Genomic DNA, 12972 nt, shown 5'->3' with positions numbered 1-12972 from the left:
ATGCCATTCCGTTCTGGCGGTGAATCATCTTGTCGTGCCGGATCGAAGACTATGGGTTGATCGGCGATTGCGAGACCGCGGCACTGGTCGGCCGTGACGGATCGATCGACTGGCTATGCTGGCCGGCCTTCGATTCCGACGCCTGCTTTGCAGCCCTTCTCGGTACCCACAAGCACGGCCGCTGGCTGATCGCACCGGTGGAGGAAGTCACCGGCACCTCGCGCAACTATTGGGGCGACACCCTGATCCTGCAGACGCGGTTCGAGACCGCTGACGGCGCGGTCGAGCTGATCGACTTCATGCCGCCGCGCGGCAACGCCTCCGATGTGGTTCGGTTGGTGCGCGGCCTTCGCGGCCGGGTCAGGATGCACATGCAGCTTGTCATCCGCTTCGGCTTCGGCACCGATATTCCCTGGGTCAAGAAGACCGAGGACGGCTCCGCCCTGCTCGCTATTTGCGGACAGGACATGACGGTGTTGCGCACCCCGGTGGAAACGCGCGGGGAAGACCTCACGACGGTCGCCGATTTCGAGGTCGGCGAGGGCGATACCGTCCCCTTCGTGCTCACCTACGGCCCTTCGCATCTGCCGGTGCCCAAGCCGATCGATCCTGCTTATGCCTTGCAGGATACCGAAGCGTTCTGGACCGAGTGGAGCAACCGTTGCACCTATGAGGGCGAATACCGAGCTCTCGTGATGCGCTCGCTGATCACGCTGAAGGCGCAGACCTACGCCCCGACCGGCGGCATCGTCGCTGCGCCGACGACCTCGCTGCCTGAAAAGCTCGGCGGCGCCAGGAATTGGGATTATCGCTTCTGTTGGCTGCGCGACGCCGCCTTCACGCTGCTGGCGTTGATGAACTCGGGCTATACCGAGGAAGCTTCTGCCTGGCACCATTGGCTGTTGCGGGCGGCGGCGGGTTCTCCCGCCAACATGCAGATCATGTACGGCATCATGGGCAACCGCCGTCTCCTGGAATGGGAGGCTACCTGGCTGCCCGGCTATGAAGGCGCACGTCCCGTGCGGATCGGCAACGCCGCGCATGCGCAACTGCAGCTCGACGTCTACGGTGAATTGATCGACGCCTTTCACCAGTGGCGTGTGGCCAAGCTCGAAATGGATGAAACGAGCTGGGCGCTGGAATGCGCGGTGCTGCAGCACCTCGCCGGGCGGTGGGATCATCCGGACCACGGCATCTGGGAGCGCCGCGGCGCGGGCAAGCATTATGTGTCGTCGAAGGTGATGACCTGGGTCGCGTTCGACCGCGGTATCAAGAGCGCCGAGATGTTCGGCTTCAAGGCGCCGCTTGTGAAGTGGCGGGTGCTGCGCGACGCCATCCACGCCGACGTCTGCGCGAAGGGCTTTGACCCTGAGCTGAACGCGTTCGTCGAGTCATACGGCTCGAAAATGCTCGACGCGAGCATCCTGTTGCTGCCGTCAGTGGGATTTCTACCGCCGGACGACCCTCGCGTGCGCGGTACGCTTGTCGCGGTCGAACAGCATCTGATGCAGGACGGTTTTGTGCTGCGGCACGACCCGCGGGAAGTCCCGGCGGAGAAACAGCCGGCCGAAGGTGCGTTCCTCGCCTGCACGCTTTGGCTTGCGGACGCGTATGTGCTGGCTGGCGAATTCGGCAAGGCGCAGGAGTTGTTCGCTCGCGTCGTCGCGGTCGCGAACGACCTCGGCCTCTTGGCCGAAGAGTACGATACGGTGGCCCGTCGCCAGACCGGCAATTTCCCGCAGGCGCTGACGCATATCGCGGTGATCAACACCGCGCAGAACCTCAGCGTGGCGAAGAAGTCGACCGAGAAGCCGGCGATGCAGCGCTCGAAGTAGCGGGCGAGGTCGGTAGGGTCGGCAAAAGGCGCGCAGCGCCGTGCCCGCGTAGGATGGGTGGAGCGCAAGCGATACCCATCACGTTTCCGCATCGCATTGATGGGTATCGCTTCGCCCCATCCATCCTACGAAAACAGGTTCCAGCCAGTCGCGCGAGCCGGTACTCATCTTCGCCGCGGCAGGCTCGGGCTGGGGAAGCCTGCCTTCATGGGAGGAGACGGCGGTCGGGCACCGGCTCGCGCTTGCCGATCGTGCCGGGCGACAGAAACGGATTCGCCGCGCGAAGACTTTGAGAGTTCCTCGATTTATCCTTCAGGCGGGCTTGATACGTCGGCTCTTGCCTATCCGAGCCGCAGCACGGTCTCGATCGCTGCCGCAAATCCGTCGCGCTCGTTGCTGTCCGTGACATGCGTGGCGTGCTTTTTGATGTCTTCGGCCGCGTTGCCCATCGCAAACGAAACGCCGCTTCGGGCAAACATCGGAAGATCGTTCTCCATGTCGCCGATGGTAGCGACCGCTTCGGCCGAAATGCCGAGCCGGCTGATCATGGCGTCCACGAAGGTGCCCTTGTCGTGACCGGGTGGCGTGACGTCGAGATAATAAGTCTGCGAGCGGACCGCGACGACCTCCCGGCCGAGCGCCTGCTGCATTGCCACTTCGCAACGTTGCAGCAGCGCCGCGTCCGAACTGGCGCCTACGATCTTACAGGTCTCCGCGAGATGCGGCGTGAAGTCGGTGACGATGGTCGGATTGGCCTTGATGGCCAGCTTCTCGTGCGGGACGTACTCGCCGTCGGGATTTCGCGTGTACCAGCGCTGATTGGTGAACAGCCAGATATCCACGCCGAAGGCATTGAGTACGTCGAGGCTGCGCTGGGCCACGGTTGCGCCGATCAAATGATGTTCGATCGGTTTGAGCCCGGCATCGACGATCGAGCTGCCGTTGAAGGTGCCGACCGGAAGCGTGATCGAAAGCGGCTCGATCAGGAAACCCATGCCGATGGTCGGCCGGCTGGACACGATGGTGAAACCGATGCCGGCGGCATGCAGCTTGCGAGCGGCCGCCTTGGCGCCATCGGTCAGGATCTTGTCGTGCGTCAACAGGGTGCCGTCGACGTCGGAAACAACGAGCGCGATACGTGTCATTGGGGGACCAGGTTCAATTGACCGATGATGTCATCCACGATGTTCTCGACCGGGGCATCGATCGATACAATGATCGGCCGCTCGCCCGCGCCCGGCGGCTCCAGCGTCCTGAATTGGCTGGCGAGCAGGCCCGGCGGCATGAAATGCCCCTTGCGGGCGGCAAGCCGGGCCGCGATCAGATCCTGCGTTCCGTCGAGAAAAACGATGCGGACATCGTCGCGACCGTGCACGAGGATGTCGCGATAGGCGCGCTTCAATGCCGAGCAGGCGATCACGGCGTGCTCGCCGGACGCTGAGAGGCGGTCGATCTCGTCGGCGATTGCCTGCAGCCACGGCCAGCGGTCCTCGTCGGTCAGCGGGTGGCCGGCGCTCATCTTTGCAACGTTTCCCGGCGGATGAAATCGGTCGCCGTCCTCGTAGCGCCAGCCGAGGCGTCTTGCGAGATGATCGGCGATGGTGCTCTTGCCCGAACCGGAAACGCCCATCACCACCAGCGCGCTAGGAGTCCTGTCGCCCACCAAAATCCTCCGGAAGCGCATCCCGGTCCACCAGCCAGACCGTCTCGCCGGTGGATCGCGCACGGTTGGCAGGCAGGTTCTCGCGTGCAAAGAGGCGCGTCAAGATCGCATGCTTCTCGGTGCCCGCAATCTCGAACAGCATTTCGCGGCAGGAGGCAAGGGTGGGCAGCGTGAGGGTGACCCGCGGGACGAATGGCTCGACGTTCGCGCGTGGCACGCCGACCACCCAGCGCGCGGTCTGATCGAGCGCGGGATCGCCGGGAAACAGCGATGCGGTGTGGCCATCGGGACCTACACCCATCAACACGAGATCGAACAAGGGGCGCGCCTGATCGAGCGTGTCTGCCCCATAGAACGATTGCAGCTCCCGTTCATAAAGCGCGGCGCAGCGGTCCGGATCGGTCGGGTCGGCGGTCGCGGTCGGAATCGGATGGATGTTTGCCGCCGGCGCGCAGCTATCCAGAAAAAGCTCTCGCGCCATGCCCATGTTGTTGAGCGGATCGTCCGCCGGCACGAAGCGCTCGTCGCCGATGAACCAGTGCACGCGCTGCCACGGGATCCGGCTGCGATAGGCATCGGTTGCGAGCAATTGATAAAGCTGTCTGGGGCTCGATCCGCCGGTCAGGCAAATCGCCACGCGGCCGCTATTGGCCTCGATCCTGGCGAGCACGCGATCGGCCGCGGCCTCGGCCAGTGCGGCCGGACCGGCGACCGCGATCACGCAGCGATTGTCGTTCGCTGTCATCGCTCACCCGAGCTTTCGCCAGCTTCGGCCATCGCGGGTCAACAGTTCGTTCGCTTCCTGCGGACCTTCGCTGCCGGCCTTGTAGATCTGCAAGCCCTGGGCCCCTGCCTTCTTCCAGGCGTCGAGGAATGGTTGCACCGCCTTCCAGCCGGCCTCGACGCTGTCGGCGCGCTGGAACAGGATGTTGTCGCCGGTCATGCAGTCATAGATCAGCGTCTCGTAGCCGGTCGAAGGCTCCGCCTTGAAATAGTCCTTGTAGCGAAACTTCATCTCGACGCCGTCGATAAGGATCGAGGGGCCGGGCACCTTGGTGTTGAACTGCAGCGCGATGCCTTCGTTCGGCGCGACCCCGATCACGAGGTAATTCTGCGCCAGCCGTTCCACCGGCGTGCAGTTGAACATCGCGAACGGCGCCTGCTTGAATTTGATCGCGACTTCGGTGCGCTTGACGCCGAGCGCCTTGCCGGTGCGCAGATAGAAGGGAACGCCCGCCCAGCGCCAATTGTCGATGATCAGTTTCAGCGCCACATAGGTTTCGGTCGTACTGCCGGCCGCGACGTCTGCGATTTTGCTATAGTCCGCAATCTCGCTATCGCCGATCCGGCCGGCCAGATATTGGCCGCGCACGGAATTCCGCAGCGCCTCGGCCTCGCTCTGGAGCTGGATCGCGGCCAGCACGTCCGCCTTTTCGGTGCGGACCGAATGCGCGTCGAACCGGATCGGCGGCTCCATTGCGACCAGTGACAGCAATTGAAACAGATGGTTCGGCACCATGTCGCGCAGCGCGCCGGTCTGGTCGTAAAAGCTGCCGCGGTGGCCGACGCCGAGCTGTTCGTTGACCGTGATCTGGACATGGTCGATATGGTTGCGATTCCAGATCGGCTCGAACATGCCGTTGGCAAAGCGCAGCACTAAAATGTTCTGCACCGTTTCCTTGCCGAGATAGTGATCGATCCGGTAGATCTCGTGCTCATCGACGAGTTTTAGCAATTCGCTGTTCAGCGCCTTGGCGGAAGCGAGGTCGGTGCCGAACGGCTTTTCCACCACCAGCCGCCGCCACGCGGCGTTCTCGGCCAGCATGCCGGTGCGGCCCAACTCGCGGCTGATCGGCAGGAAGGCATTCGGCGGGGTTGCCAAGTAGAACAGGCGGTTGCCGCCGGTGTTTCGCGCGGCTTCCAGGTCGCCGAGCTGCTTGCTCATCGCATCAAACGACGCGGGATCCTTCGGATCGGCTTCGATACAGGTCAGGCAATCCAAAAGACGCCGCGAAATCGCCTCGTCCACCGGACGGGTCGCAAATTGACGCAGGCCCTTCATCAGGCTCTCGCGCAGCCTGTCGCTCGTCATGCCCTTGCGGGCGACGCCGACCAGGCAGAACCTATCCGGCAGAAGGTCGCTGGCGGCGAGATTATAAAGGGCAGGGATGATCAGCCGGTGCGTGAGGTCGCCGGTCACACCGAAAATGACGAAGGAGCAGGGATCCGGCTTCTTCCGTGTTGTTTGACCGACCGCCATGACTGCTCACGCCTTCGAAGTGGGTTTCTTCGGCGGCTCCTTGTGGCCGCCGAAACCGGCCCGCATCGCGGAAAGAATCTTTTCCGCAAAGGTGTGGTCCTTGCGCGAACGGAAGCGCGCATAGAGTGCCGCCGTCAGCACTTCCGCCGGCACAGCTTCGTCGATCGCCGCGTTGACCGTCCAGCGGCCTTCGCCGGAATCTTCGACAAAGCCGGAGTAGGTGTCGAGCGTCTGGTTTTCTGCAAGCGCGGAAGCGGTGAGGTCGAGCAGCCAGGAGGGGATCACGCTGCCGCGCCGCCACACCTCGGCAATGTCGGCCACGTCGAACTCGAAACGATGCTCCGGCGGCAGCGCGTCGATGTTGGCGTTCTTTAGGATATCAAACCCTTCGGCATAGGCCTGCATCAGGCCGTATTCGATGCCGTTATGGATCATCTTGACGAAGTGCCCGGCGCCGGACGGCCCGGCATGGATATAGCCTTGCTCGACGCGCGGGTCGCGGCCCTCGCGTCCCGGTGTGCGCGGAATGTCGCCCACGCCCGGCGCCAGCGTCTTGAAGATTGGATCGAGCCGGTCGACCACCGCCTTGTCGCCGCCGATCATCATGCAGTAGCCGCGCTCGATGCCCCAGACGCCGCCGCTGGTGCCGACGTCGAGGTAGTGCAGGCCTTTTGCCTTCAGCACCGCGCCGCGGCGGACGTCGTCTTGCCAGAACGTGTTCCCGCCATCGATGATGACGTCGCCGGGCTGCATCAGTTTTGCCAATGCGTCGATGGTGGTCTCGGTGATCTTGCCTGCCGGGAGCATTACCCAGGCGGTGCGCGGCTTCTCCAGTTTCGCCACGAAATCTTCCAGCGTGTCAGCGCCGGTTGCGCCTTCCGCCGCGAGTGCGGCGACCGCCTTGGCGTCCTTGTCGTAGACAACGGCGGTGTGGCCATTCTTCATCAGCCGGCGGACGATATTGCCGCCCATTCGGCCGAGGCCGATCATGCCGAGTTGCATATCCTGACTTCCTTAACTGAGCGCCTCTGCGATCGCAGCATCGAGCGCAGACAGCCCCGATCCGAGATCGCCCTTGAGATGGACGCGCAGCGCACGCCTGCCGCGTTCGGTGAGCACGTCGAAATCGCCGCGCGCCTGCGCCGCCTTGATGATGCCGAAACTCGCCTTCTGTCCGGGCACCGGCAAATCCTCGGCATCGTCGGCCGTGATCTGCAGGAACACGCCGCTGTCGGGACCACCCTTATAGGCCTGGCCGGTCGAGTGCAGGAAGCGCGGGCCGAATTCGGCGCAGGTCGCCAGATGATGCTTGTCGCGCACCGCAAGCCGCATCTTTTGCAGCGAGCCAATCGTGCCGGGATTGCGCGCGATATAGGCGAGCAGGGCGACATAGTCGCCGCCGTCGGAGCGCGAAAAATGCGCTTTGACCCAGGAGCCGAGCGTGCCGTCGGCGCCAGCCTTGCGCAGCTCGGCCGCATTGTGCTCGTCGGTGTAAAGATCAGCCTCGTCAGTCGAAATCACCGGCTCCTCCGCCGGCAGCGATCCGGTCTTCTCGAACGCACTCGTCAACTCGCGTGTCTTGATCTTGGCCGCTTCTACATCGGGCTGGTTGAACGGGTTGATGCCAAGGATCGCGCCCGCGACGGCGGTCGCCATCTCAAACCGGAAAAACTCCTGACCGATATGGTCGATCGACTTCATGACGATGCGAACCACGGGATGTCCGGCCGCCTCGAGCGCCTTGAGCCGATCATCGTGCGAGGCGTCATCTTCGCCTTCGGTCCGGATGTCGATGAAGAAGCGGTCGTCGCCGTAAAGCGAGGGGTCGCCGAGCGGCTCGCCATCGATCGGGATCAGGCCCTTGCCTTCCTTGCCGGTGGATTCGGCGATCAGTTGCTCGGCCCAGGCGCCGAAATCCGCGACCTTCTCCGACGAGGTAATCGTCACCTTGTCGCGACCGTCGAGACCGGCAAGGCCCATTGCCAGTCCGAGCTGCACGCCCGGATTTTCGTGCGGCGGCACGTCGGCGCCGCAGGAGCGCACCATCGCGAGCGCGTGCGTGATCAGGCTGCGGACGTCAATGCCGGCGGCAGCCGCGGGCACCAGTCCGAACGGCGACAGCACGGAATAGCGTCCGCCGATCGTGGGATCGCCATGGAAGATGCGGGCAAAGCCTTGGCTGATCGCGACCTCCTCCAGGGACGAGCCGGGATCAGTGACCGCGATGAAGCGATGGCCTGCCTTGTCCTTGCCGATGGTCTTGGCGACGCGATCGAAGAAGTAATCCTTCATCACGTTCGGCTCGGTGGTGCCGCCGGACTTGCTGGAGATGATGAACAGCGTGTGGGCGAGGTCGACGGTCTCCTCCATCGCCTGCACCTGCGCGGGATCGGTGGAATCGAGCACGTGCAGCTTCGGGAAACCGGATTTCCTGGCAAACGTCTCCGCCAGCACCTCCGGTCCGAGGCTGGATCCGCCCATGCCGAGCACGACCGCGTCGCTGAAATTCTGCCCCTTCACGCGGCGGGCAAAATCCTCGTAGTCGGCAATGTTGGCGGCGGCCGCGCTGTTCAGCCAGCCCAGCCATTTGTTCTCGTCATCGCCGGTCCACACCGACTTGTCCTTTTGCCACAGCCTTCGGATTTTGGCCGACGCGCGCCACTCCTCGGTGCTCTTCTCGACGGCCTTGCCGATGCCATCGCCGAGCGCGAATTGCTGCCGGTCGATGCCGCTGCCGAGCGAGGTCGCGCGCTTGTATGCGACCGCGCCATAGAGCTTGTCGGCAGAGTCCGCGAACAGCTTGACGCCGTCCTTGACCAGCTCGGCCGTGATGGCGTCGAGCGAGATGCCGGATTTTTCGAGCTCTTCGAGCACGCGGCGCGCGTCCTCGACATTCTCCTCGAGGCTGTCTCTCAGCTTGCCATGGTCGCGGAATGCATCGAGCGTTGCCGGCGGCACGGTGTTGACTGTGTTGGGACCGATCAGCTCCTCGACGTACAGCACGTCGCTGTAGTCCTTGTTCTTGGTGCCGGTGGAGGCCCACAACAACCGCTGCGGCTTGGCGCCCCTGGCGGCAAGCTTCTCCCACCGGGGGCCGGCGAACAGCCGCTTGTAGTCCTGATAGGCGAGCTTGGCGTTGGCGATGGCGACCTTGCCCTTCAATGCGCTCAGCCGCTCCTTCTCACCGGGGTCATTGGCCCTCGCGATCTTCTCGTCGAGCTGCTTGTCGACTGCGGTATCGATGCGACTGACGAAGAAAGACGCGACGCTGGCGATGTGAGAGGGATCGCCGCCCTTGGCGACGTATTTTTCCAGGCCCGCGATATACGCCTCCGCCACCTCGCGATAGACGTCTTGCGAGAACAGCAGCGTAATGTTGATGCTGACGCCTTCGCCGATCAGATGTTCGATCGCGGGCAGGCCTTCCGGCGTGGCCGGCACCTTCACCATCAAGTTCTGACGCTTGACGTCCTTCCAGAGCCGTTGGGCTTCCGCAATGGTCCCTTTGGTATCCGTTGCCAGATAGGGCGAGACCTCAAGGCTGACGAAGCCGTCGTTTCCGTTCAAATGGTCGTACACCGGGCGCAGCACGTCGGCGGCGTTCTGGATGTCTTCAACGGCAAGCGCCTCGAACAGGTCGGCGACGGGGCGGTCGCCCGCATTCAGAGCGCGGCTGATGGCACCGTCATATTCGTCCGAACTGCCTATCGCCTTTTCGAAGATCGAGGGATTCGACGTCACGCCCTTGACACCGTCGGTATCGATCAGCGCTTTGAGATCGCCCTTGGCGACGAAGCCGCGGGCGAGGAAGTCCAGCCAGATTGCCTGGCCATGGTTTTCGAGTGCTTTGACGGGATTCATGGTGCCTGTTCTGTTCGATCGGTCGATTTTTGGGCTTTCGGCAGCTTTCGGGGGCAGGGCCGGAAAGTCAATATTTGGTTGGGCATGCAGCCGGATGGAATGGGAGCTGTCCGGGACGATAACGCCAGTGGCTCCGGTTCGATCCCGGAAAAGTCCGTTCTTGCCCGCGACACTGGCGGATCGGTCGAACCAGCGTTCGAAATGGCGATACCGACAGGCACATTGCACGAAGTCGTGAAGGAGCCCGTCATGAGCCGTCGTTTCTCGCCTCCGGGCGATCTCGCGATTTTTTGTGCAGCCTGGATCAGAACACAAGACGTATTCAGCGCGATGGAGCGGCGAAAGTGCGGCGTCCAAATTGTCCAAATGAGCGATCGACGTGAATTGTTCACGTCATGCGCAACCCTCACGGCCTCAGGTAAAGATAACCCTGCGATTGCAACTCGGTGATCCGCACCACGCCGCGGTCATCGCCACTTCAATGCCGCCGCCCTCGCAATCGATGCTGCAGCCCAAACGAATTTCGCCGCCGCTGTTTTCGGCAACAATGTGATTGCAATAGCCGCTGGAATCGAAATTGCCCGCGCGGTGGCGATACTTGAAGCCGAGGCGGAAGGAATAATTGACGGTCTTGTCTTACGGCGCGTCTTCGGCCGTCACCAAAAGCTTCATCGCGCTGATCTTCTGCTTCGGATGCTGCGCCAGATGGTTGGCGTCATAACGACGCACGAAGCAGGCATACGTCTTTTGGCTGAGCGGGCTGCTTTTGGCTGAGCGGGCTGCCGAACATTTGCCCGTCGAATGCGGCGGCCTTGGCTTCATCGACGCCATCCCGGGCGTGGCAGGCATTGGCTCCGACGAGGGAGGTAACGGTGGCAACGATCCAGAGATATTCATGGCAGACTCGGATTAAACGCGCGGCATATTACTTTAGTTGCAGGTGGCGCCGGGTGCGTGCAAAGGCGCAGGTTCGCGACTGGCCCTGACGGATATTTGGCCATTTTGCGTCAGCGCGGCCCGCCCAAGGGCCTGAATGCGTGATAAATGCGGCGTTTATCCCCGGTTCAGAGCCCGGGGCTTACAGCGCTTGGCGCCTTCGCCTTGCCCGGGCCGGCGCAAATTCGAGCCCCGCACCTGCTCACAATCCCTAAAAAACCCCTTACATATTGCTCAGTACTTCCCCGGTGAAAATGTTGCTGCCCGGCTACAACGCGAGCGAAATGGCACCGTATCTTTACGAGGTAGAGGCCCTTAGCATGAGTATTGCATTGCATTGTGAAGTCCCTCGCGTGTCCAATCGTCATATGTGCTGACGGTGATTCGCGAACGGAAGCTGTGACGCTCCGATACTGGAACCCTAGTGGTGCGTCCGGCATTTACAGGTGACCATGGAGAGACGGATCATGTACAACGATTCTCTGTTCAATGCTTTCGCCCGGTCCTTCGAAGCTCGAAGTCAAGCCGACATGTCGATGGCGGAATATCTCGAGTCGTGTCGAAACGATCCGATGCGATATGCCAATGCGACCGAACGACTACTAGCTGCGATCGGCGAGCCCCAGATGATTGACACGGCCAAGGACCCCCGCCTTGGCCGTATCTTTTTGAATCGCACGATGCGGCTCTATCCGGCGTTCGCGGGCTTCTACGGCATGGAAGATACGATCGAGCGCATCGTCGGGTTCTTCCGCCACGCCGCGCAGGGCCTCGAAGAGCGCAAGCAGATCCTCTATCTGCTGGGCCCCGTCGGCGGCGGAAAGTCGTCGCTCGCCGAGCGCCTCAAATCGTTGATGGAAGTTCACCCCATCTACGTGTTGAAGGCCGGCGACGAACTCAGCCCCGTGTTCGAAAGCCCGCTCAGCCTGTTCGATCCGGATTCGCTCGGGCCGATGCTCGAGGAGAAGTACGGCATTCCGCGCCGTCGCCTCAACGGACTGATGAGTCCGTGGTGCTACAAGCGCCTCGAAGCGTTCGGTGGCGACATCTCGCAATTCCGCGTCGCCAAGATCCAGCCGTCGCGGCTGCGGCAGATCGCGATCGCAAAGACCGAGCCTGGCGACGAAAACAACCAGGATATCTCGTCACTGGTCGGCAAGGTCGACATCCGCAAGCTGGAGACCTTCGCCCAGAACGATCCCGACGCCTACAGCTATTCGGGCGGCCTCAATCGCGCCAACCAGGGCATTCTCGAATTCGTCGAGATGTTCAAGGCGCCGATCAAGATGCTGCATCCGCTGCTGACGGCGACGCAGGAGGGCAACTATATCGGGACCGAGAACATCGGTGCGATCCCCTTCAGCGGCGTCATTCTCGCCCACTCCAACGAGGCCGAATGGACAAGCTTCAAAGCCAACAAGAACAATGAGGCGTTCATCGACCGCATCTGCGTCATCAAGGTGCCGTACGTCCTGCGGGTCACCGAAGAACAGAAGATCTACGAGAAGCTGATCCAGAGCTCCGAACTGGCCAACGCCCCGTGCGCCCCGGCCACATTGGAAACCATGGCGCGCTTCTCGGTGATGTCGCGGTTGCGTAAGCACGAAAATTCGACCGTGTTCGCCAAGATGCGGATCTACGATGGTGAAAGCCTGAAGGAGTCGGATCCTAAGGCGCGCAGCGTTCAAGAATACAGGGATGCTGCCGGCGTCGATGAAGGCATGGACGGCGTTTCGACCCGCTTCGCCTTCAAGGTTCTCGCCGCGACCTTCAACCACGACACCAACGAGGTCGGTGCCGACGCGGTCCATCTGATGTACACGCTGGAGCAGGCGATTCGGCGCGAGCAGCTTCCCGACGAAGTCGAGAAGCGTTACCTCGAATTCATCAAGGCCGAACTGGCGCCGCGCTACGCCGAGTTCATCGGGAACGAGATCCAGAAGGCCTATCTCGAATCCTATGCGGATTACGGCCAGAACCTGTTCGATCGCTATGTCGATTATGCCGATGCCTGGATCGAGGATCAGGACTTCAAGGACCCGGACACCGGCCAACTGCTCGATCGCGACCTGCTCAACCAGGAACTGACCAAGATCGAAAAGCCGGCCGGCATCGCCAACCCGAAGGATTTCCGTAACGAGGTCGTAAAATTCTCGCTGCGATCGCGGGCGCAGAACAGCGGCAAGAATCCGGCGTGGACCAGCTATGAGAAGATCCGGGAAGTGATCGAGAAGCGGATATTCTCCCAGGTCGAGGATCTGCTGCCCGTGATATCCTTCGGCTCGAAGAAGGACGGCGATACCGAAAAGAAGCATGACGACTTTGTCGCGCGCATGGTCGAGCGCGGCTATACCGAGCGGCAAGTCCGCAGGCTGGTCGAGTGGTACATGCGCGTAAAACAGGCTGGCTGAGTGAGG

At 62.3% G+C, this 12972-nt stretch carries 10 protein-coding genes; 3 read left to right on the top strand and 7 right to left on the bottom strand.

All coding sequences use genetic code 11. From position 1 onward, the window contains the following. Positions 1 to 29: 29 nt before the first annotated feature. Entirely contained in the window at positions 30 to 1835 is a 1806-nt protein-coding gene (locus tag KJQ96_RS21335; protein ID WP_213288501.1) for a glycoside hydrolase family 15 protein, read from the top strand. Positions 1836 to 2176: 341 nt separating this feature from the next. On the opposite strand, the gene KJQ96_RS21330 is transcribed toward KJQ96_RS21335, so the two are convergent. The 6 genes from KJQ96_RS21330 to KJQ96_RS21305 are packed head-to-tail and all read right to left on the bottom strand — an operon-like array spanning position 2177 to position 9619. Then, positions 2177 to 2980 (bottom strand): Cof-type HAD-IIB family hydrolase, encoded by an 804-nt coding sequence (locus KJQ96_RS21330; protein WP_213288500.1) that lies wholly within the window; start codon positions 2978 to 2980, stop codon positions 2177 to 2179. Further along, on the bottom strand, positions 2977 to 3501 hold the full coding sequence (locus KJQ96_RS21325; RefSeq protein WP_375293193.1) for a gluconokinase: 525 nt from the start codon (positions 3499 to 3501) through the stop codon (positions 2977 to 2979). The genes KJQ96_RS21330 and KJQ96_RS21325 overlap by 4 nt, the downstream gene beginning before the upstream one ends. Then, positions 3479 to 4243 (bottom strand): 6-phosphogluconolactonase, encoded by a 765-nt coding sequence (gene pgl / locus KJQ96_RS21320; protein WP_213288499.1) that lies wholly within the window; start codon positions 4241 to 4243, stop codon positions 3479 to 3481. The genes KJQ96_RS21325 and pgl overlap by 23 nt, the downstream gene beginning before the upstream one ends. Positions 4244 to 4246: 3 nt before the next feature. Then, positions 4247 to 5758: a glucose-6-phosphate dehydrogenase gene (gene zwf / locus KJQ96_RS21315; RefSeq protein ID WP_213288498.1), complete on the bottom strand. Its 1512-nt coding sequence runs from the start codon at positions 5756 to 5758 to the stop codon at positions 4247 to 4249. A 6-nt stretch (positions 5759 to 5764) separates the two neighbouring features. Beyond that, entirely contained in the window at positions 5765 to 6760 is a 996-nt protein-coding gene (gnd, locus tag KJQ96_RS21310; protein ID WP_213288497.1) for a phosphogluconate dehydrogenase (NAD(+)-dependent, decarboxylating), read from the bottom strand. Between the two features lie 12 nt (positions 6761 to 6772). Continuing rightward, a complete protein-coding gene (locus tag KJQ96_RS21305) occupies positions 6773 to 9619 on the bottom strand; it encodes a bifunctional transaldolase/phosoglucose isomerase (protein ID WP_213288496.1) in 2847 nt (948 codons plus the stop codon). On the opposite strand from KJQ96_RS21305, the gene KJQ96_RS21300 reads away from it, so the two are divergent. After that, entirely contained in the window at positions 9590 to 10069 is a 480-nt protein-coding gene (locus tag KJQ96_RS21300; RefSeq protein WP_213288495.1) for a hypothetical protein, read from the top strand. The genes KJQ96_RS21305 and KJQ96_RS21300 overlap by 30 nt on opposite strands. 186 nt (positions 10070 to 10255) lie before the next feature. Here KJQ96_RS21300 and KJQ96_RS21295 read toward each other — a convergent pair whose 3' ends face one another. Then, entirely contained in the window at positions 10256 to 10441 is a 186-nt protein-coding gene (locus KJQ96_RS21295) for a hypothetical protein (RefSeq protein WP_213288494.1), read from the bottom strand. Positions 10442 to 11022: 581 nt separating this feature from the next. Here KJQ96_RS21295 and KJQ96_RS21290 point away from each other — a divergent pair. After that, positions 11023 to 12966, top strand: a complete 1944-nt coding sequence (locus KJQ96_RS21290) for a PrkA family serine protein kinase (RefSeq protein ID WP_213288493.1) — start codon at positions 11023 to 11025, stop codon at positions 12964 to 12966. Positions 12967 to 12972 lie beyond the last annotated feature (6 nt).

The sequence above is a fragment of the Bradyrhizobium sp. sGM-13 genome, from assembly GCF_018398875.1.
Taxonomy (GTDB): Bacteria; Pseudomonadota; Alphaproteobacteria; order Rhizobiales; family Xanthobacteraceae; genus Bradyrhizobium.
This window is presented reverse-complemented; position numbering and strand designations above follow the sequence as displayed.

Bases quoted from the DNA above. Each gene is read 5' to 3' on its own strand.
- KJQ96_RS21330 (WP_213288500.1), bottom strand. From the start codon at position 2,980: ATGACACGTATCGCGCTCGTTGTTTCCGACGTCGACGGCACCCTGTTG.
- pgl (WP_213288499.1), bottom strand. From the start codon at position 4,243: ATGACAGCGAACGACAATCGCTGCGTGATCGCGGTCGCCGGTCCGGCC.
- zwf (WP_213288498.1), bottom strand. From the start codon at position 5,758: ATGGCGGTCGGTCAAACAACACGGAAGAAGCCGGATCCCTGCTCCTTC.
- gnd (WP_213288497.1), bottom strand. From the start codon at position 6,760: ATGCAACTCGGCATGATCGGCCTCGGCCGAATGGGCGGCAATATCGTC.
- KJQ96_RS21300 (WP_213288495.1), top strand. From the start codon at position 9,590: ATGGTTTTCGAGTGCTTTGACGGGATTCATGGTGCCTGTTCTGTTCGA.
- KJQ96_RS21305 (WP_213288496.1), bottom strand. From the start codon at position 9,619: ATGAATCCCGTCAAAGCACTCGAAAACCATGGCCAGGCAATCTGGCTG.
- KJQ96_RS21295 (WP_213288494.1), bottom strand. From the start codon at position 10,441: ATGAAGCCAAGGCCGCCGCATTCGACGGGCAAATGTTCGGCAGCCCGC.
- KJQ96_RS21290 (WP_213288493.1), top strand. From the start codon at position 11,023: ATGTACAACGATTCTCTGTTCAATGCTTTCGCCCGGTCCTTCGAAGCT.